This window comes from Streptomyces sp. BoleA5, from assembly GCF_000373665.1.
Lineage (GTDB): Bacteria > Actinomycetota > Actinomycetes > Streptomycetales > Streptomycetaceae > Actinacidiphila.
In genome coordinates, this window is record NZ_KB892095.1 from 138,783 (window position 1) to 158,818 (window position 20,036).

General features: G+C 73.1%; 19 protein-coding genes. 9 read left to right on the forward strand and 10 right to left on the reverse strand.

All coding sequences use genetic code 11. The features are described 5' to 3' along the window. Positions 1–108 precede the first annotated feature (108 nt). Positions 109–1,140, reverse strand: a complete 1,032-nt coding sequence (locus tag B085_RS0111200) for a hemolysin family protein (RefSeq protein WP_018558663.1) — start codon at positions 1,138–1,140, stop codon at positions 109–111. Next, entirely contained in the window at positions 1,137–2,438 is a 1,302-nt protein-coding gene (locus B085_RS0111205; protein ID WP_018558664.1) for a hemolysin family protein, read from the reverse strand. Before B085_RS0111205 ends, B085_RS0111200 begins: the two co-directional genes overlap by 4 nt. A gap of 548 nt (positions 2,439–2,986) precedes the next feature. Here B085_RS0111205 and B085_RS0111210 point away from each other — a divergent pair. Continuing rightward, complete coding sequence (locus B085_RS0111210) at positions 2,987–3,829, forward strand: undecaprenyl-diphosphate phosphatase (RefSeq protein WP_018558665.1); 843 nt, start codon at positions 2,987–2,989, stop codon at positions 3,827–3,829. 11 nt (positions 3,830–3,840) lie between these two features. On the opposite strand, the gene B085_RS0111215 is transcribed toward B085_RS0111210, so the two are convergent. Continuing rightward, a complete protein-coding gene (locus B085_RS0111215; RefSeq protein ID WP_037731572.1) occupies positions 3,841–5,025 on the reverse strand; it encodes a serine/threonine-protein kinase in 1,185 nt (394 codons plus the stop codon). 280 nt (positions 5,026–5,305) lie between these two features. Between B085_RS0111215 and B085_RS50660 the strand changes: the two genes are divergently transcribed. Then, the gene (locus tag B085_RS50660) at positions 5,306–5,635 is read left to right on the forward strand and encodes a WHG domain-containing protein (protein WP_018558667.1); all 330 of its coding nucleotides are present in this window, start codon (positions 5,306–5,308) and stop codon (positions 5,633–5,635) included. 22 nt (positions 5,636–5,657) lie between these two features. Here B085_RS50660 and B085_RS0111225 read toward each other — a convergent pair whose 3' ends face one another. The 4 genes from B085_RS0111225 to B085_RS0111240 form a co-directional block, all read right to left on the reverse strand. After that, positions 5,658–6,398: a GNAT family N-acetyltransferase gene (locus tag B085_RS0111225; protein ID WP_234018550.1), complete on the reverse strand. Its 741-nt coding sequence runs from the start codon at positions 6,396–6,398 to the stop codon at positions 5,658–5,660. 126 nt (positions 6,399–6,524) lie between these two features. Further along, entirely contained in the window at positions 6,525–7,979 is a 1,455-nt protein-coding gene (locus B085_RS0111230) for a glyceraldehyde-3-phosphate dehydrogenase (RefSeq protein ID WP_018558669.1), read from the reverse strand. Positions 7,980–8,062: 83 nt separating this feature from the next. After that, entirely contained in the window at positions 8,063–8,539 is a 477-nt protein-coding gene (locus B085_RS45565; RefSeq protein ID WP_018558670.1) for a hypothetical protein, read from the reverse strand. A 157-nt stretch (positions 8,540–8,696) separates the two neighbouring features. After that, entirely contained in the window at positions 8,697–10,646 is a 1,950-nt protein-coding gene (locus B085_RS0111240; protein ID WP_078619846.1) for an N-acetylmuramoyl-L-alanine amidase, read from the reverse strand. 719 nt (positions 10,647–11,365) lie between these two features. Between B085_RS0111240 and B085_RS0111250 the strand changes: the two genes are divergently transcribed. From B085_RS0111250 to B085_RS0111260, 3 genes are read left to right on the forward strand one after another with little or no spacing between them, the layout of a single operon-like run. Continuing rightward, complete coding sequence (locus B085_RS0111250) at positions 11,366–12,889, forward strand: GMC family oxidoreductase (RefSeq protein WP_037731552.1); 1,524 nt, start codon at positions 11,366–11,368, stop codon at positions 12,887–12,889. A gap of 59 nt (positions 12,890–12,948) precedes the next feature. Continuing rightward, positions 12,949–13,623, forward strand: a complete 675-nt coding sequence (locus B085_RS0111255) for a molybdopterin-dependent oxidoreductase (protein ID WP_037731575.1) — start codon at positions 12,949–12,951, stop codon at positions 13,621–13,623. Then, a complete protein-coding gene (locus tag B085_RS0111260; protein WP_018558674.1) occupies positions 13,565–14,257 on the forward strand; it encodes a cytochrome b/b6 domain-containing protein in 693 nt (230 codons plus the stop codon). Before B085_RS0111255 ends, B085_RS0111260 begins: the two co-directional genes overlap by 59 nt. Before the next feature lie 81 nt (positions 14,258–14,338). Here B085_RS0111260 and B085_RS0111265 read toward each other — a convergent pair whose 3' ends face one another. From B085_RS0111265 to B085_RS0111275, 3 genes are all read right to left on the reverse strand, one after another. Further along, on the reverse strand, positions 14,339–14,914 hold the full coding sequence (locus B085_RS0111265) for an ABATE domain-containing protein (RefSeq protein WP_018558675.1): 576 nt from the start codon (positions 14,912–14,914) through the stop codon (positions 14,339–14,341). A 109-nt stretch (positions 14,915–15,023) separates the two neighbouring features. Further along, positions 15,024–15,992 (reverse strand): SDR family NAD(P)-dependent oxidoreductase, encoded by a 969-nt coding sequence (locus tag B085_RS0111270; RefSeq protein ID WP_018558676.1) that lies wholly within the window; start codon positions 15,990–15,992, stop codon positions 15,024–15,026. Between the two features lie 202 nt (positions 15,993–16,194). Continuing rightward, positions 16,195–16,668 (reverse strand): MarR family winged helix-turn-helix transcriptional regulator, encoded by a 474-nt coding sequence (locus B085_RS0111275; protein WP_018558677.1) that lies wholly within the window; start codon positions 16,666–16,668, stop codon positions 16,195–16,197. A gap of 174 nt (positions 16,669–16,842) precedes the next feature. On the opposite strand from B085_RS0111275, the gene wrbA reads away from it, so the two are divergent. From wrbA to B085_RS0111295, 4 genes are all read left to right on the forward strand, one after another. Further along, on the forward strand, positions 16,843–17,451 hold the full coding sequence (gene wrbA, locus B085_RS0111280) for an NAD(P)H:quinone oxidoreductase (RefSeq protein WP_018558678.1): 609 nt from the start codon (positions 16,843–16,845) through the stop codon (positions 17,449–17,451). A 104-nt stretch (positions 17,452–17,555) separates the two neighbouring features. Then, positions 17,556–18,206: a DsbA family oxidoreductase gene (locus B085_RS42085; RefSeq protein ID WP_018558679.1), complete on the forward strand. Its 651-nt coding sequence runs from the start codon at positions 17,556–17,558 to the stop codon at positions 18,204–18,206. Between the two features lie 92 nt (positions 18,207–18,298). After that, a complete protein-coding gene (locus B085_RS0111290; RefSeq protein WP_018558680.1) occupies positions 18,299–19,180 on the forward strand; it encodes a helix-turn-helix transcriptional regulator in 882 nt (293 codons plus the stop codon). A gap of 137 nt (positions 19,181–19,317) precedes the next feature. Beyond that, positions 19,318–20,031 (forward strand): SDR family oxidoreductase, encoded by a 714-nt coding sequence (locus tag B085_RS0111295; protein WP_018558681.1) that lies wholly within the window; start codon positions 19,318–19,320, stop codon positions 20,029–20,031. Positions 20,032–20,036: the final 5 nt, after the last annotated feature.

Sequence of the window (20,036 nt, forward strand, 5' to 3'; positions counted from 1 at the left end):
ACACCGGCCCGGAACCGCGGGCGACCCTCTGCGCGCCGGGGATCGTCACGCCGGGGATCGCCGCGCCGCCCGCCGCAGGCCCCCGTAGCGGGGCCGCCCGCCGGGGGCTCAGGCCGCCTCCCCGACCTCCGTGGCGGGGCCGACGAGTTCCTCGAGGACGTCCTCCATGGTGACGTAGCCGAGCAGCCTGCCCTCGTCCCCGGTGACGGCGGCCAGGTGCGTGCCCGCGGCCCGCAGGGCGGTGAGGGTGTCGTCCAGCGGGGTGGTGGGGCGCAGCCGGATGACGGGGTGGAGGGAGCTCCGGGGGAAGGGGCGGTCGCGTTCGGCGACGCCGAGGGTGTCCTTGATGTGCAGGAAGCCCAGGACGCCGCCGTCGGCGCCGGTGACCGGCAGGCGCGAGTAGCCGGAGGCGGTGGCGGTCCGCTCCAGTTCGTCCGGGGTGACCCGCTCGCCGACGGTGACCATGCGGCCGGCCGGCACGAGGATCTCCCCCACCGGACGGCTGCCCAGTTCCAGGGCGTCCCGCAGGCGCTCGCCGCCCGAGGCGTCGAGCAGACCGGCGGCGCTGGAGTCCTGGACCAGCCGGGCCAGTTCGTCGTCGGTGAAGACCGCCGCGACCTCGTTCCTCGGTTCGACGCGCAGCAGCCGCAGCAGGGCGTTGGCGAAGGCGTTGACGCCGAAGACCACCGGCCGCAGCGCGCGGGTGACGGCCACCAGCGGCGGCCCGAGCAGCAGCGCGGAGCGCTCGGGCGCGGCCAGCGCGATGTTCTTGGGCACCATCTCGCCGACGAGCATGTGCACGTAGGTGGCCACCGTGAGGGCGATCACGAACGAGATCGGGTGCACCAGCGCGTGCGGGACGTGCGCGGCCTCGAAGGCCGGCTCCAGCAGGTGCGCGATGGCGGGTTCGGCGACCGCGCCCAGCACCAGCGAGGAGACGGTGATGCCCAGCTGCGCGGTGGCCAGCAGGGCGGACAGGTGCTCCAGGCCCCACAGCACCGTGCGGGCGCGCTTGTCGCCTCCTTGCGCGCGCGGCTCGATCTGGCTGCGCCGTACGGAGATCAGGGCGAATTCGCCGCCGACGAAGAAGGCGTTCGTCAGCAGCGTGAGGGCGCCGACGGCGAGCTGCAGCGCGGTCATCGGGCGTCCTCCGGGATGCGTGCGACACGGACCCGCTCGGCCACGTGGTGGTCGACGCTGAGCACGGTGAAGCGCCAGCCGCCGACCTCCGCGGCGTCGCCCCGGGCGGGGATCCGGCCGAGGGTGGCGGCCAGCAGGCCGGCGACGGTCTCGTACGGGCCGTCGGACGCGGTCAGGCCGATGCCGGCGAGCTGGTCCATCCGGATGTTGCCGTCGGCCTCCCAGGACCCGTCGCCCGCGGGGGCCAGGTCGGGCCGCTGCTGGGGGTCGTGCTCGTCGCGCACGTCGCCGACGACCTCCTCCACGACGTCCTCGACGGTGACGACACCGGCGGTGCCCCCGTACTCGTCGATGACGACGGCCATGGTGCGGCGGCTGCGCATCCGGTCCAGCAGCCGGTTCACCGGCAGGCTGTCGGGGACGAGCAGCGGGGCGGTGGCCAGGGCTCCGACGAGTGTGCCGGCGCGCTCGCCGGCCGGGAGGGCCAGTACGTCGCGGATGTGGACGGTGCCGACGACCTCGTCGAGGCTGTCCCGGTAGACGGGGAAGCGGGACAGGCCGGTGGACAGCGACAGGGCCGCGGCGTCGGCGGCGGTCGCGTGGGCCTCCAGGGCCCGGACGTCCACGCGCGGGGTCATGACGTTCTCCGCGGTCAGCTCGCTCAGGTGGAGGGTGCGGACGAAGAGCTCGGCGGAGTCCGGTTCGAGCACGCCCTCGGCGGCGGAGTGGCGGGCCAGGGCCCGCAGCTCGTCCGGTGTGCGGGCGGAGGCCAGTTCCTCGGCCGGTTCCAGACCGAAGCGGCGCACCAGGCGGTTCGCGGTGTCGTTGAGGTGGTTGATCAGCGGTGAGAAGGCCGCGGTGAAGCCGCGCTGCGGCCCCGCCACCACCTTGGCGACGGCCAGCGGGCTGGAGATCGCCCAGTTCTTGGGCACCAGCTCGCCGATCACCATCAGCACCACGGTCGAGACGACGACGCCCAGAACGGTCCCGGTCATCGACGCGGCCCCCTCGGGCAGGCCGACGGCCTCGATCGGGCCGCTCAGCAGCACCGACAGGGACGGCTCGGCGAGCATGCCGATGACCAGCGAGGTGACCGTGATGCCCAGCTGCGCGCCGGACAGCTGCAGGGTCAGCCGCCGCACGGCCTTGAGGGCGCCGTCCGCGCCGCGCTCGCCGGCGGCGGCGGAACGTTCCAGCTCGCCGCGCTCCACCGTGGTCAGGGAGAACTCCGCCGCGACGAACACCGCGCAGGCCAGGGTCAGCAGCAGGGCCAGCAGGAGGAGCAGGACTTCGGTCACCGTGTCACCCCCGTCGCCACGCTTCGGCGGGCCCCTCGGGGGATGACACGGTCGGTACTCGGGGGATGGTCCATCGCGGGAACCGCGGCTCCTTCTTCTTGCTCGGTACGGCAGGGCCCACCCATGGTAAAGGAAACGCAAAGGCGGCCGTCAATGGAGACGGGCCTTATGCCGCCGCCCCGGCGGGCCCCGTGACCGGACGAAGCCCGCTCGGCCAAGTGGGCGTCTTGGGAACTTCTTTACCTGACGCGGTAGTTCCCGGGGTGGCCCGCAGGGGGCCGACGGAACCGCGGGTGAAGGAGCGAACGCCGCAATGGTGTTCAAACGGCCACGGGCGGACGACAGGGATTCCTGACCCGCTCGCCCCCGGCTCTCCGGCGGGCCGTGCCGCGGCCGGCGGCACGGCCCGCGCCACCGGAGTCGGCTCCACCGCGCGCCGCACCCCGTCCGTCCGGCCACCGCCACCGTCCGAGTTCATGTCCCGCACGTCCCCGGGCGGCTCCGCCGCCGGGACGTGCCGCCCCGACCATCCGTGGAGTCACCCCCCGATGTCCTGGTTCGAAGCCGCCGTCCTCGGCCTGCTGCAGGGACTCACCGAGTTCCTTCCCGTATCCTCCAGCGCCCACCTGCGCGTGTTCTCCGCCCTGGCCGGCTGGAAGGACCCGGGGTCCGCCTTCACGGCCGTGACGCAGCTGGGCACCGAGACGGCCGTGCTGATCTACTTCCGCCGCGACATCGTCTCGATCGTCAAGGCCTGGACGACCTCACTCTTCGTCCCCGACCGGCGCAAGGACCCCGACGCCCGTATGGGCTGGTTCGTCATCGTCGGGACGATCCCCATCGCGGTCCTCGGCGCCGTCTTCCAGCACAGCATCGAGACGTCACTGCGCGATCTGCGGATCACCGGCACCGTGCTGATCCTCTTCGGACTGGTCCTCGCCGTCGCCGACCGCACCCGGGCGATCCGCAAGGCCAAGCCCATCAGCGAGCTGACACTCCCGCACGCCCTCGGCTACGGCTTCGCCCAGTCACTCGCCCTCATCCCCGGCGTGTCCCGCTCCGGCGGGACGATCAGCGCGGGGCTCTTCCTCGGCTACAGCCGTGAGGCGGCCGCCCGCTACTCCTTCCTGCTGGCCATCCCCGCGGTGCTCGCGTCCGGCACCCTGGAGCTGTTCGAGATCGGCGGCGAGACCGCCCCCGCCTGGGGCCCGACGCTGCTCGCCACCGGGATCGCCTTCGCCGTGGGCTACGCGGCCATCGCCTGGTTCCTCAGGTACGTCTCCACGCACAGCTTCACGCCGTTCGTGATCTACCGCGTACTGCTCGGCGCGCTGATCATCGGGCTGGTCGCCGTCGGCGCGGTCGCGCCCGGCGCGGGCGACGTGGGCTGACCCGGCCCGGCTCAGTCCTCGTCCTGCGCGTCGTCGTCGCCCTGGTCGTCGCCCCCGTCCGCGGACGGTGTGACGGCCTGGGGCGAGGACCCGGCCCCCTGGGTCGGCGTCGCGCTCGAACCGTCGGTGGGGGTGTTGGCGGAGCTGCTCTCCGGCGAGAACCAGATCATGCCGAGGATCACGGCCACCACGAAGGCCACCACCCCGGCGATGGCGCTCGCGACGCGCGGCCGGTAGCGGATGAACTCGCCGGGGCTGCGGCGCTGGGCCGGGGCGGCCCGCCGCCTGGGCGCAGCCGCTCGCACGCCGCGCGCCGGCCGCGTCGCCGGCGGCCGCACGAGCGCCGAGGTATTGGCCCTGCTCCCGGCGTCGTTCGGGGTGGCGTTGCCCGCGCCGCGCGACGCGGCGCCGGCGGGCGGGGGGAGGGGGACGGGACGCGCGCGCCAGGCGTCGGTGCGGAACCAGTCGGCCACGTCCTGGGCCGCCGGCCGGTCCTCCGGCTGCTTGGCCAGGAGCCCGAGCAGGTAGCCCTCGAACGCCGCGGGCAGGTCGACGCCCCGCTGCGAGGGCGGCACGGGCGCACTGTCGATGTGCTGGTAGAGCAGGGCCGTCGGGCTGTCGCCCTGGAACGGCGTACGGCCCGTCAGCAGCTGGTAGAGGACGCACCCGAGGGCGTACACGTCGGAGGCCGGTCCCGCGTTCTGGCCCAGGGCCCGTTCGGGGGCGAGGTAGAGGCTGGTGCCGACGATCTGCCCGGTCATGGTGAGCGCGGCGGCCGGATCGTCGACGAACCGGGCTATGCCGAAGTCACCGATCTTGAGCGAACCGGCGGCGTCGAGCATCAGGTTGCCCGGCTTGATGTCGCGGTGCACGATGCCCTGCTGGTGGGCGGCCGCCAGCCCCGCGGCGGCCTGCGCGGCGACGACCGCGACCTGTTCGGCGCCCAGTACGTGCCCGGCCTCCAGCAACTGGGCCAGGCTGTCGCCCTCGACCAGTTCCATGACGAGGAAGAACCGCCCGTCCCAGGCCCCGAAGTCGAAGACCGCCACGACGTGCGGATGCCCCAGACGCGCCGCCGTCTGCGCCTCCAGACGGAAGCGGGCGGCCGCGGAGGCGTCCGAGCCGTCGCCCAGCAGGAGCTTCACCGCGACGGGACGCCCCAGCACCTCGTCGGTCGCCCGCCACACCTCGCCCATGCCGCCGCGGCCGATGGGCGCGTCCAAGCGATACCGATCCGCCACCAGCACGTCGTACGACCTCGATCCCGCGAGCCAAACCAGACCCCCCTTAAGGTACTTCACCCGCACACTCGCGGTGACCTGCGGCCGCAACCGCCGAGGACCCGCACCTCACCGGGGAACCCCGGAACGACCGGGCGGGAACGCCGAGCGAAGGCGCCTGCCACTCAAGGGACTTGATGTATCAGAACCCGGTTGCCGACCGTGTCGGCCGCTCCCGCACGGGGCCGGCGCACGCGTGCCGCCCCGCGGCGCGCCGGCGGTGGGCGGCGCGTACACGGCGTTCGCGCGGCGGCGGCCGGCCCTCTACGACGCGATGTTCACGCACCACGTCGGTCTGCCCTTCGCCACACCCGAGACCCCGGCGGCCCTGCGCGAGGCGTTCGGTGAACTGCCGCGCGCCGTCGGGCCGGTGGCGGGCGCCGACGGCGCACCGGACGTCCCCACGGAGACCTCCTGGACCGGGCCGCACGGTCTGGTCACCCTCATGCGCAGCGGCCGCCTGCCGGAGGATGCGCACGAGCGCCGCCTCGCCCTGCCGAACGCCCGCTCCACCAGCGCCGTCTGACCCCGGCGCCGAGCCCGCCCGCTCAGGGGACGAGGACGGTGAGGGAGGTGTCGGTCACGGCGAACCCCAGCCGCTCGTACAGAGCGCGGGCGGGATTGGCGTCGCTCACCGCCAGGCCGATCCGTGGGAGACCGCCGATCGCCGCGTCCGCCAGCACCCGGCGCAGCAGCCGGGAGCCGAGACCGGCGTAACGCGAATCCGGCCGCCGGAAGACCGTCGCGACCCACGGGAGGCCGTCGCGGTCCGTCACGACGACCCCGGCGACGACGCGGTCGGCCCCGTCGACCGCCAGGGCGCTGCACGGCAGGACCGGCCCGAGCACGGCGCCCGACAGCACCGGGGCCAGCTGGGTGTCGAGGGCCTCCTGGTCATCGCCCTCGTGGTGGTCGGGGTGACCGGGCGCGAAGGCGGCGCGCCAGGCGGGGAACAACTCCTCGGCCGAGCGGTCGCAGGAGACGGCGCGCAGCCCGTCGGGCAGGGGCCACGAGGCCCACTCGGCCGGCGGGGGGTCGGCGACGAGGTCGCGCTCCATCCCGTGGGCGTGCCGGAGGACCCTGGCACCGTGCCGTACGAGCTGCTCCCCGAGTTCGACGGAGCCCGACACCGCCCACCCCGGCAGGCCCGCGAGCACGGCCGGCACCGGGTCCGGTCCCACCGCTTCCGCGAGGTCGGCCCAGGGACGGCCGTCCCTGACCCCCTCGACGTACGTCAGTTGCGGCAGTCCCCCCGCCCCGCGCAGGACCAGGCGCTCCTCCTCGTGCACGGCCACTCAGTACCCGCCCGCCGCTGTCGCCATCGCTCTCATGCGGCCCATGCTGCGGGCCGCCCGCCGGTGCGCGCAAACGATTTGCCGCGGGGGTCCGCCGCGGCGCACCGGCGGGCGGAACGGTCAGAGCCGGGCGGCCGGGTAGGTCGGGTACTCGACCTCGGAGACGTGCTGGACGACCCGGATGACCTGGCAGGAGTAGCCGAACTCGTTGTCGTACCAGAGGTAGAGGATGGCGTTGTCGCCGTCGACCTTGGTGGCGCCGGCGTCGACGATCGAGGCGTGGCGCGATCCGATGAAGTCGCTGGAGACGGCGTCCGGGGCGCTGATGAAGTCGATCTGGCGCTTGAGCGGCGAGGTCAGCGACACCTCGCGGAGGTGGTCGAGGACCTCCTCGCGGGTGGTCTCCCGGGCGAGCTGCAGGCTGAGGATCGCGATCGAGACGTCCGGCACCGGCACCCGGATGGAGCTGCCGGTGATCCTCGCCTTGAGGTCGGGCAGGGCCTTGGCGACGGCCGAGGCGGCACCGGTCTCGGTGATGACCATGTTGAGCGGCGCCGAGCGGCCGCGGCGGTCGGAGCTGTGGTAGTTGTCGAGCAGGTTCTGGTCGTTGGTGAACGAGTGGACCGTCTCGACGTGGCCGCGCAGGACGCCGTACTCGTCCGCCATCGCCTTCAGCGGCGGCACGATCGCGTTGGTGGTGCAGGAGGCGCAGGACAGGATCCGCTCGTCCGGCTTGATCATGTCGTGGTTGACGCCGTGGACGACGTTGGGGACGTCCCCCTTGCCCGGCGCGGTCAGGACGACCTTGTCGACGCCGGGACGCAGGTGCTGCGAAAGCCCCTCGCGGTCCCGCCACTTGCCGGTGTTGTCGATGAGGATGGCGTTCTCGATGCCGTACGCCGTGTAGTCCAGCGACGCCGGGTCGTCGGCGTAGATCACCTTGATCGCGTTGCCGTTGGCGATGATCGTGCTGTTCGCCTCGTCGATGGTGATCGTGCCCTGGAACTGGCCGTGAATGGAGTCGCGGCGCAGCAGCGAGGCGCGCTTGACGAGGTCTTCGGCGGCCCGGCCGGAGCCCTTGCGGACGACGACGGCGCGCAGCCGCAGGCCGTTGCCGGAACCGGACTTCTCGATCAGCAGCCGGGCCAGGAGACGGCCGATGCGGCCGAATCCGTAGAGGACGACGTCGCGCGGCTCGCGGCGCTCGATCTTGTTGGCACCGGTGGCGCCCGCGACGGCTCCGGCGGTGAACTCCTCCACGGACAGCCCGCGGTCGTCGGCCCGGTAGGTCGCGGCGAGCATGCCGAGGTCGATCTGGGACGGGCCGAGGTCGAGCGTGGTCAGGGCCCGCAGGAACGGCAGCGTCTCGGTGACGGAGAGCTCCTGTCCGGCGATCTGCCGGACGAAGCGGTGGGCCTTCAGGATGCTGATCACCGACTTGTTCACCAAGGAGCGGCTGTGCAGCAGGACGGTCACGTCCCGCTCCCTGTGCAGCTTCCCGATGATCGGAATCATCGATTCCGCGATCTCCTCGCGGTGCTTCCAGTCGGTGAACGAGTCGTCATTGACAGTCACAGGCGCATCTTTCGAGCTAGGCGGTGCTCATATGTTAACCACACCGCCACCTCGTGCTTTCCGCGGGTCCCGCCCGCCGTCGTTCAGGAGACCGCGACGACGCCCACGGCCGCCGAGCCGGTCTTCGCCCGCAGCAGGACGTCGTAGAGGTACCCGTCGCCGGCCCGCGGGGCCACGGTCGCCCGCGCCCCGGTGGGCAGCGCGCGGGAGACGGCCTCGTGCCGCTCCCCCGGCGCCGAGCCGCTGACCGCCACGAGCCGCACCGAGGTCCTGCCGATGTTCTCGAACGTCACGGAACGGGTCCGGGGGCATGGGCCGTCGTGCTCACCGGCGCAGTGGAAGCGGAGGTCGCCGAGGCCCACCAGGCCGCAGGAGACGTCGGTGGCGAAGGCGAAGTGCGAGGAGCAGACGGCCCCCACCCGCAGGTCCTGGACGGCCGCCTCCGCGGCCGTGTCACCGGGGCGGGGCGCGCCGCGGGGGCGAGGGGCGTCCGCGCAGGAGACGGCGGACAGACCGAGGGCGGCGGTGGCGAGTGCTGCGGGCAGGAGTGCTGTGCGCACCTGTGGCTCCAGATGTGGTGCGGTCGGTGAGTCGGTGCTCACCGCGGTGCCCCGCCCGTGCGGGACCTGCGCGGGCGAAAGGCGGGCAGGGGCCCGGACGCGGGTGGGGCCCGGAAGCCGTGGCTCACGGGCCCCACCCTCAGGCGTCGTACGGGTGTCAGCGACCGTCGTGCGCGGGGCGCTGCGTGGCGATGACGTCGTTCGCGTAGACCAGCGCGGTGCGGTGGTTGTACTGGATCGTGTACATCTTCTTGGCGCCGAAGACGACCTTGCCGTCGGCCTTGAAGTAGTCGTCGGTCAGGGCCGGCGCCGCGGTGGCGACGTAGGCCTGGCCCGACGGGATGGAGTACATGCTCAGCGGGGCCTGGGTGGAGGCGCCGTAGCCGGCCGGGTACTCCGCGGCGTCCGGGTAGCTGGAGCCGTACACCTTGGCGGGCGGCGTCGCGGGCACCACGCCGGCCTTGATGAGCGTGTAACCGCCGCGCGCCGGGATGGTGTTGGCGCCGAGCGGGTTGTGGAACCACACCTTGCTGCCGCTGAACCAGATCGCGGTCCAGGGACCCTCCTTGCCGGCGACCACGAACTGCTGGCCGGCCTGGACGGTGCTGCCCCAGTCGTTGATCCGGTCGGTGCCGTCGCCACCGGAGTGGATCGCCTGGTCCCCGAACAGGGGCGCGGTGGCGCTGGGCGCGGTCCGCACGAACAGGGAGTTCGACGCGTGCGTCACCTTGGTGCACTCGGGGGTGGCGCCGGTCGGGTCGTCGGACGGGCAGACCTCGACGGTCTGCTGGTTCCGCTCGAAGCCGGGGGCGATGGTCACCACGGAACCGATGTCGCCGACCCCGTGCCTGCCCTCGGCGGGCGCGCCGACCAGGGCCATGAAGTGCTCCCAGTCCCAGCCGTCGGCCGGGTCCCAGTGCATGCCGGACACGGTCGCCGACGACGGGCCGACAACGTTGTCGTGGCCCACGATGTGCTGCCGGTCCAGCGGGATGCCGAAGCGCTCGGACAGGTACTTCACCAGCTCCGCGGTCGCCTCGTACTGCGCCTCGGTGTACCAGTCGGCGCCGTGCGCGGCGAAGCCCTCGTGCTCGATGCCGATGGAGTGCATGTTGGTGGAGTAGTTGCCCGCGTGGAAGGCGATGTCCTTGGTGGGCATCATCTGCGTCACGGCGCCGTCCGAGGACCGCATCACGTAGTGCGAGGCGGCCGAGCTGCCCGGGGTCTGGAAGGTCGCGATCGCGGACTCGTACGAGCCCTCGATGTCGTGGATGACGATCGAGTCGATCCGGATCCCGTTGCCGGGACGGCTGGAGACCTGACCGTTGCTCGACGCCGCCGGCACGAAGGTGCAGTCCACGGTCGCCGGGCACTCGGTGTCGGCGGTCGCCGCGGCCTTCAGACGCAGCTTCGCCAGCTGGCCCGTGGCCGGCTTGACCTGCGGCATCGCGGCGAGGGTCACCCGCTGCCCGTCCGCGGTGGTACGGCCGGCGCCCTTGGCCAGGGTGGCGAAGACCCGGTTCGCGAACGCCTTGGCACCCTGCGCCTGCGAGGCCTGGCTGTACCGGGCGACGGCCCCGTACCAGTCACCGGCCTCGGCGGAGACCGAACCGCCCGCGGCCTTCTGGTACGACGCCAGCAGCGCCGCACCGCCGCGGATGTTGGCCGCCGCGTCGCCGCGCAGTTCCTTCGCCGACAGGCCCGTCAGCTTCGCCGCGGCCTGCAGGGTGTGCAGCGCCGGGTCGGCCACGAACGACGCGATGTCGCTACGGCCGACCGCTCCGGCGTCACCGCCGGACACCATCTCCGCCGTCACATCGGTCAGGTGCATCGGACCGAAGCCACCGGTGGTGCTGTGCCTGCCGGCGTGCCCGTCCCACGCCGACTCCTGGTACGCCACAGCCAGAAGCAGCTGCTCCGGCACGTGGAACTCCTCGGCCGCCGCGGCGAAGTCGCGCTGCCGGGCGGTGTCCGCCGGCGCGGCACCGGTGGCCTGCGCCGTCAGCGGCACGGCCACCGAACCCGCGACAACCAGCGCACCGGCCGCGGCCAGCAGGCCGGTCCTACGTCGCTTGGCATGCCGGCGGGTGGATGTATCTGATGTCATCAACAATCCCAAATCTTGAACGAATGGAGCCAATTCCGCTGAACGCAGCGCGATGTGACGCACCGTCGGCCCGGGAGAGGCTCGCGGATTCTACTCACGTCACACCCCGCGGAATTGAGCCGCCGTCACTATCGAGCCACGCCGGCCCGTTCGCCGCGCAATGCCGGACCGGACGGCCGGCACCGGCGCCGACCGGCCCCGACGCGGCCACCGCCGGAACGTGGACACTCCCACGCGGGCGGCCGGCCGGACGGCGAACGGGAAAGGCACGGGGCTGCACCAGCCGAATTCCGAGAGCCCGCCACAACTCCCGCCCCCGCGAAGGGAACGCGAAGGGAAAGAAAGGGCACAGGCGGCGCCGGCGGATGAATCCGGCCGGCGTATCGCAGTCGCACGACGTCCCGGTGCGTCACCGCCCCGACGGTGGAAGCTCACGAAGATCCCTCTTCTTGTCCTGACGGGCGTGCGCACGAGCGACGCAGACCCCGGCCAATGGCGCTTGCGGCGTCAAGGAGTAGATCAGGGAAGCGATGCACCATGCAAGTAACTGCGGAGCATACCGATCCCAACCCGGACATTTACTGCCCACATACGGAACAGGAGTCCACCCCTTGGAATCCATCACCGCCTTGACAGGTGACTTTTGATTGTGGGAAGGTCATCACCACTTCAATGGGTGACGAGGCGGGTCATCGCGTCGCCGGAACAGGAGAGGCCGCGTGAGCCAGGCTGTGGAATACGACTACGTCGTGGTGGGCGCGGGAACGGCCGGCAGCGTGCTGGCCGCGCGCCTGTCGGAGGACGGCGGCGCCCGCGTCCTGCTGCTGGAGGCAGGCGGTCCCGAGGTGCCCGAGGCGATGCCGACTCCCCCCGCGTGGCCCCGGTTGCTGGGCACGTCGTCCGACTGGGGCGACCGCACGACCGGGCAGGCACCCACCGGGACGCCCGTCGCCCTCGCGCGGGGCCGGGGGCTGGGCGGCTCGTCGGCGATCAACGCCATGGTCTTCACCCGCGGGCACCGCAGTTCCTACGACGCGTGGACGGCGGGAGGCGCGAAAGGCTGGGACTTCGACGCCCTCCTGCCGTATCTCATGCGCAGCGAGCGCGCCGAGGGCCGCGACCCCCGTACGCGCGGGCAGGACGGACCACTGACCGTGGCCCCCGCCCGCGAGCCGAACCCGGTGCTGGAGGCCTGCCTGGAAGCGGCCGCGGAATCGGGCCACCGCAGGGCGACCGACATCAGCTCCGGGCTGGAGGAGGGATTCGGTCTGCCGGACCTGAACATCGTCGACGGCCGGCGCCAGAGCGCCGCCGACGCCTACCTCACCCCCGCGTCCGGACGGGACGGTCTGCGCGTGGTGACCGGTGCGCTCGTCCACCGCGTCCTGCTGGACGGCGACCGCTGCACGGGGGTGGCGTACACCCTCCGGGGAGAGGAGATCACCGCCCGCGCCACGCGCGAGGTGGTCCTCGCGGCCGGCGCCATCGGCACCCCGCACCTGCTCATGCTCTCGGGCATCGGCCCCCGGCGGCACCTGCGGGAGACCGGCGTCGAGGTCGTCCACGACCTGCCCGGCGTCGGCAGCGGCCTGCAGGACCATGTGACGGCCGGCGTGGTCCACTCCGCCGCCCGCCCGGTCCCCGCCGCTCGGAACAACCACGGCGAGGCCCTGGGCCTGCTGCGCAGTACGTCCTCGGCCACCGCCCCCGACCTGCAGATCATCTTCATCGACGTCCCCAGCCACTCGCCGGCGCTCGCGGGGCCGCGCGAGGGGTACACGATCCGCGCCTCGCTGATGCGCCCGCACAGCCGCGGCACGGTTCGGCTCGCCTCGTCCTCGCCGGACACCGCCCCGCTGATCGACCCGCGCTACTACAGCGACCCGCGGGATCTGCGGGCCATGGCCGCCGGCATCCGCGCGGCCCGCGAGATCGGCCGGGCCAGGGCGCTCGACGGCTGGCGCGGCGAGGAGGTCCTGCCCGGCCCGGACGCCGACGACGACGCGGCGCTCGCCGCCTACCTCCACAAGGGCCTGGCGTCCTACTTCCACCCCGTCGGCACGTGCCGGATCGGCACCGGCAAGGACGCGGTGGTCGACGAAGAGCTGAGGGTCCACGGCATCGAGGGGCTGCGCGTCGCCGACGCCTCGGTGATGCCGTCGATCGTCTCTGGGAACACCAACGCGACGGTCTACGGCATCGCCGAGCGGGCCGCCGGGTTCCTCTCGCGGAAGGGAGCGTGACGGCCGTGGCCGAACAGGAGAACCTGCCGGAGCGCGGGGCCCCCGTGGCCCGCCGCGCCATGCTCGGCATGCTCGGTGCCGGCGTCGCCGGCGTCGCCGCGGCGCCCTGGCTGCAACGGGGCTGGGAGAACTTCCTGGGCGCCGCCTCGCAGGCCGACCCCACGGGGCTCACCGGGGTCCTGCCCAACCCGGGCGGCTTCCGCTACTACAGCGTCGTCGGCTCGGTGCCGCGCAAGGACGCGCGGACCTACCGGCTGAAGGTCAACGGCCTGGTCGACCGTCCGCGGACGTACACGCTCGACGACCTCCGCGCGCTCCCGCAGAAGCGGCTCGTACACGACGTGCTGTGCACCGACGGCTGGCGGGTGGCGGACACCCCCTTCGAGGGCGTCCTGCTGTCCGACCTGCTGGACGCCGCCGGGGTGCGGCCCGAGGGCAAGGCGATCCACTTCACCTGCTTCGACGGCGTCTACACCGAGAGCCTGACCCTCGACCAGGCCCGCCGCCCCGACATGCTCGTCGCCCTGAAGATGCAGGACAAGCCCGTCAGCCACGAGCACGGCGGCCCCGTCCGGCTCTACGCCGCGCCGATGTACTTCTACAAGTCGGCCAAGTGGCTGTCCGGAATCACCGTGACCGACGAGGTCATCCCCGGCTACTGGGAGGAGTACGGCTATGACGTCGACGGCTGGCTCGACGGGGCCGACCGGCGTGGCGACGCGCAGGCCGCCTGAGCGCCCCGCGCGCGTGCTGCGGTTCACCCGGGCCGAACGCTGGGTGCACCGCGGCACCGGCCTGCTGATGCTGCTGTGCCTGACGACCGCGGCCTGCCTCTACCTGGGGCCGCTGGCCCAGCTGGTCGGACGGCGCCATCTGGTCGCGACGGTCCACGAGTGGTCGGGGATCCTGCTGCCGCTGCCCCTCCTGCTGGGGCTCGTCTCGCCGGCCTTCCGCGCCGACCTGCGCAGGCTGAACCGGTTCGCGGCGTACGACAGGCGCTGGCTGCGGGCCGCGCGCAAGCGCCTGACCGCGCCGGACCTGCGTCCCGCCGGCAAGTTCAACGCCGGTCAGAAGCTCTACGCGGGCTGGCTCGCCGGGGCCGTGCTGGTCATGACGGCCACCGGGCTGCTGATGTGGTTCACCGGTCTGCTGCCGGCGGTCTCCCGCACCAGCGCCATCTTCGTGCACGACGTCCTGGCCTGGGCGATCGCCCTGGTGGTGATCGGGCACATGCGCAAGGCGTTCCAGGACCCCGAGGCCCGCCTCGGGATGCGCACGGGGTACGTGTCCCTGGGCTGGGCCAGGCGGTGGCACACCCACTGGCTGACGGAGGACCGCGCGGCGACGAAGGACGTACGGGAGCCCTGATCCGCGTCCCGCGGCACACACGTACGCCCGGGGGGCCGGGCCCCGCAGCACGGGGCCCGGCCACCCGGGCGCGTCGGACGGCTACCCGCCCCGCGCGGAGGACGCGGCCAGGGGAGGTGCGGCCGCCTTCTTCCGTGCGCGGTAAGCCGCCGCCTTCACGCGGTTGCCGCAGGGATCCATGGCGCACCACTCGCGGCGGCTGCCGTGCGAGCGGTCGAGGTAGATCTGCGTGCACTCCGGCCTGCTGCACTCCTTGACCAGCTCCGCGTCCGGGCCGCTCAGGAGCCGTACGGCCTCGCGGGCCAGCGAGGACAGCGCCTGCTGCGGCGTCGCCTCGACCCTGCGCCCCTCCCTGGTGAGCTGGGGGACGGCGGAGGGCCCGCGTGCCGTCGCGTTGAGGAGCGCGAGCGCGTCGGCGTCGTAACCCTCCTTGTTCAGGGCGGACCTGACGAGCGAGAAGACCGCCTCACGGAGGGAGACCGCCCGCTCCACGTCGGACGGCTGCGAGAGCACGTCCCCGTCGACGAGCCCCGACTCGCGGAACCAGGCGTCGAGGCTCTCCGGTGTGGTGAGCATCTCCTGGGGGTCCGGGTTGCGGCGGCGCCTCAGGGTTCCGACGAAGTCCAGCACGGGCAGACCGCACTTGAACACATGCATCATGTCACCATTTTGACAGGTGACGAACAAGAGGGCAAGACGTACGCCCTGCCTCGGCACCCCCTTTTTCGCGGACAGCGGCCGCACGGCGGCGACCCGACGGCTCCGGTCAGGAGGTGGTCGCGGGCGCGGCGGCGAGCATGTCGAGTGAGAGCCGCCACAGGCGTGCCGCGCTCCGCGGGTCCAGGGCGTGGGCGGCCACCCCGCGGCGCAGCCCCGGCCGGTAGGGGGCGGCCTCGGCGCAGTCCTCGAAGTACCGGCCGGTGACCCCGGCGACCAGGGGGGACGCCGCGAGCAGCACCGACGTGGCGGCACCCTGTTCGACGTTCTTCACCGACACCCCGTCGCTCCTGCCCGGCTCGAAGGACGCGGGTGCGTCGAGCGCCGACGCGATGTGCCGGGCGAGGTTGGTCTCGGCGATCCGGCCGGGGTTGAGGGCGTTGACGCTGATGCCGTCGCGCGCCCAGCGCGCCGCGGCCTCCACCGCGAACAGCACGTTGGCGGTCTTGGACTGGCTGTAGGCGGCCCAGGCGTCGTACGGCCGGGACTCGAAGTTGACGTCGTCGAAGAGGACGTCGCCGTTGACGTGACCGACCGAGCTGACCACGACCACGCGCGCGTCACCGGCGGCCCCGAGCGCGGGGCGCAGGCCGGTGGTCAGCGCGAAGTGGCCGAGGTGGTTGGTGGCGAACTGCAGCTCCCACCCCTCGGGGGTGCGGGTCTCGGGGGACGCCATGACGCCCGCGTTGTCGACGAGGATGTGCAGCGGCCCTTGCCACGCGGCCACGAAGGCGGCGACGGACGCCCGGTCGGACAGGTCGAGGGGTGCCGTCAGGACCCGCTCGTTGCCGGTGGTGCCGGTGATGGCCTCGGCGGTCCGCGCCCCGGCGGCGGTGTCGCGCACGGCGAGGGTGACCTCGGCGCCCGCGGCGGCGAGGGCGCGTGCCGTCTCCACGCCGATGCCGGAGGAGCCGCCGGTGACGACGGCCCGCCGCCCGGTGAGGTCCACGCCGGCGACGACCTCCGCCGCGGTGGTCCGCGCTCCGAACGGGGTGGTGACAAGTGCCTGCTCGGTCATGCTGTCCGCCTTCCTGTGCGCCCCGTCCCGCGGAGCGGGGGACGGGTGTCCGCTCTCCAGGCAAACACCGATCGGCACAGGCCGGACGGGTCGCAGCGAGCCCTGTGCGACGGGGGGTCCGGCAGTACCTCCCGGGCCGGGCCCGGCGGGCGTCGCGGGGTCGAGGGGGGACGGCGGCCACCCCGGCCCGCGGCGGCCGGGATCAGGCGTGGTCGCCCTGGTCGCTCGCCACGCGCTGCAGCGCCAGGGTCAGCCCGGCGAGGTCCTGGTCGCCGAAGTGGTCGACGAGGTGGCGCCGCACGCTGGCGAGGTGCGTCGGCCACGCCTGCTCCAGGCGCTCGAGCCCGGCGTCGGTCAGCACGGCGTTCCAACCGCGGCCGTCCTCGGCGCACTTGACCCGTTCCACCCAGCCGTGCTTCTCCAGCCGGATGACGACTCGGGTCATGCCGCTGAGGGAGAGGCTGCAGACGGCGGCGAGTTCGCTCATCCGCATCCCGCGACCGGGGGTCTCCGACAGGTACATCAGCGGCGTGTACTCGGAGAGCGGCAGCCCGGCCCCCTCGATCATGTCGGCGTCGACGGCTCGGGGGAGTTCCAGGAGCACCCGGCTCAGCGCACGCACGAACGCTTCCTCGCTCGCGCTGAGAGGCTGCGACTGCTGCTTCGTGGAGGCCATCACCCCACTTTAGCTCCTTGACCGGTCAATGAGACCCGTTGATCGCCCTTCCGGTCGGGACGCACGCCTTTGACAGTTGTCGACCGGTCGTCTAGCTTCAAATAGGCGACCGGTCAGTTAGTTCGGTCGGCACACCCCCCCTCGCAAAGAAACACAAGGAACGGAGCGCCTCCTGTGGCCACCCCCGTCAAGCTCGCCATCGTCTACTACTCGTCGACCGGCACCATCTCCGAGATCGCCAAGGAACTGCACGACGCCGCCGTCAAGGCCGGCGCCGAGGTCCGCCTGGTCAAGACGGCCGAGCTCGCCCCGCAGGCCGCCATCGACACCAATCCGGCCTGGGCCGCCCACCACGCGGCCAACGCGCACGTCCCGCACGCCACGCCCGAGGACATCGAGTGGGCCGACGCCGTCATCCTCGGCACCCCCACCCGCTTCGGCAACGTCTCGGCGCAGCTGAAGCAGTTCATCGACACGCTGGGCGGGCTGTGGGCCGAGGGCAAGCTGATCGACAAGGTCTTCAGCGGCTTCGTCTCCAGCGCCACCTCGCACGCGGGCCAGGAGGCCACGCTGCTGTCCCTCTACACCTCGATCCACCACTTCGGCGGGATCACGGTCACCCCGGGCTTCACCCAGCCGTCCAAGTTCATCGACGGCAACCCCTACGGCACCTCCCACGTGGACGGCCAGGGCAACAACCCCGTGGACGAGGTCACCCGCACCGCGGCCCGCGTCCAGGCCGAGCGGGTCGTCCGGGTCGCCGCGCAGCTCAAGGCCGCCTGACCCGTCCGGCAGCGGCGCCGCGCGGCCCCACCCCCCGTCACCGGGGGCCGCGCGGCGCCGCCCCCGTACCCCCATCGAACCCACGAACAGGAAGATCCTCAAACATGCGCGTCGAGATCTGGACCGACATCGCCTGCCCCTGGTGCTACGTCGGCCGGGCACGCTTCGAGCGGGCCCTCGCCGGCTTCGGGCACCGGGAGAGCGTCGAGGTGGTGCACCGCTCGTTCGAGCTCAACCCGGACGCCCGGAACGGCTCGACACCCATCATCGACGCCGTGGCCGCGCAGTACGGACGCACCCGCGAGCAGCAGGTCGCCCGGGAGGAGCACGCCGCCGCCGAGGCCGGCGCCGAGGGCCTGGGCTTCCGGGTCGGCGGCCGGGTGTACGGCAACACCTTCGACGTCCACCGTCTGGCGCACCTGGCCAAGGAGCGGGGCGTCCAGCAGGAGTTCCTCGACATCGCCTTCCGGGTGAACTTCGCGGAGGAGCGCTCCGTCTACGACCGGGAGACCCAGCTGGACCTCGCGGTCGAGGCGGGACTCGACCGGGCGGAGGCGGACGCCGTCCTCGCGGACCCCGACGCCTACGCCGGCGAGGTCCGCGCCGACGAGCGGCTGGCCGCGGAGCTCGGCGCCGGCGGGGTCCCGTTCTTCGTGCTGGACCGGAAGTACGGCGTGACCGGGCTGCAGTCCGCGCAGATGCTGACCCGCGCGCTGGAGCAGGCCTGGGAGAACCACGCCGCGGCCCGGTCCTGAGGATCCGGCCCCCCGGGCCCGGGCCCGGGGGGGGTCCGGCAGTACCCGTCTGCGGCGCGTTCCTCCGTGGCGGCCGTCGTAGCGTGAAGGAGATGGACGCGCACACGACCGGGGCCGGCACCCGGAACACCGCTCTGGGGGACTTCCTGCGCTCACGCCGCGCGAGGATCTCCCCGGAGCGGGCCGGCCTGGCCCCCGAGCCGACCGCCCGCCGGGTGCCCGGCCTGCGCCGTGAGGAGATCGCCCGGCTCGCCGGCGTCAGCGTCGACTACTACGTGCGACTGGAGCGCGGGCACCAGGTCAACGCCTCCGGGACCGTCCTCGCGGCCCTCGCCCGCGCCCTGCGCCTGACCGACGACGAACGGGACCATCTGTTCGCCCTGGCCAGGCCCGAACGCCCGGCGGCCCGTCCGCCGGCGCCGCAGCGGGTGCGTCCCGCCGTGCACCGCCTCCTGGAGACGATGACCGACGTCCCCGCGGTGGTCGTGGGGCGCCGCACCGACGTCCTGGCGGCCAACCGGCTCGCCCGCGCGCTCTACACCGACTTCGACGCGCTCCCCCAGCGGGAGCGGAACATGGCCCGCTTCATCTTCCTGGACGAGGCCGCACGCACCCTCTACGACGACTGGGAGGGCGTGGCGCGTACCTCCGTCGCCGCGCTCCGCCTCTACGCCGGCAAGCACCCCCACGACTCCCGGCTCGGCGAACTCGTCGGCGAGCTGTCCGCCCGCGACGCCGACTTCCGGGCGTGGTGGGACGACCACGACATCAGGCGCCGCACATACGGGGTCAAGCACTTCCGCCATCCGGTGGTCGGTGAACTCACCCTGCAGTACGAGGCGCTGGCCGTCGCCGGCGACCCGGACCAGATCCTCGGCGTCTACACCGCGGAGTCGGCGACCGCCTCCGAGCGGGCCCTGCGGAGGCTCGCCGAGTGGGCCGAGGACACGTGGCCCACCGGCCGGACCATCTGACTTTCACACTTAAAGTCAGCTGTTAGCCTGGCCCCGCAGGCCGGTCCGCGCCTGCCCCGAGGGCTGCCGCACCGCCCGGGCCGCCGGCGACCGCACGGCGCCGTCCGGGCAGCACACGCCCGCAGCAAGGAGGCACGATGCACATCGAGGGGTCGGTCGCCCTGGTGACGGGCGCGAATCGCGGCATCGGCCGCGCCTTCGCGCGCGCGCTCATCACCCACGGCGCGTCCAGGGTCTACGCCGGCGTCCGGGATCCGGAGAGCCTCGTCGACCAGAGCCTGGTGGACGACTGCCTCGTCCCCCTGCGCCTGGACGTCACCAAGCCCGAGGAGATCGCCGCGGCGGCCGCCGCGGCCGCCGACGCCAGCATCGTGATCAACAACGCGGGCACGGGCGGCGCCGGCACCCACCTGCTGGACGGCCCCTTCGACGGCGCGCGCCAGGCGATGGAGGTCAACTTCTTCGGCACCTGGGCCGTTTCCCGTGCCTTCGCCCCGGTCCTCGCCGCGAACGGGGGCGGGGCGCTGGTGAACATGCTCTCGCTGGCCTCCTGGGTCGGCCAGCCCCTGATCCCCGGGTACGCGGCCTCCAAGGCGGCGGAGTGGTCGCTGACCGACGCCCTCCGGCAGGCACTGCACCCGCAGGGGACGCTGGTGGTGGGCGTCCACGCGAGCTTCGTGGACACCGAGCTCAGCGCCTGGACCGACGCCCCGAAGATCAGCTCCGCGACGGTGGCCGAGCTGACCATGGACGCGCTCCTCCACGACCGGCCGGAGGTCCTCGCCGACGAGGAGACCCGGCGCGCCAAGTCCGCCCTCTCCGGACCCCCGAGCGCCACTCCCGGCACCTGACGGGG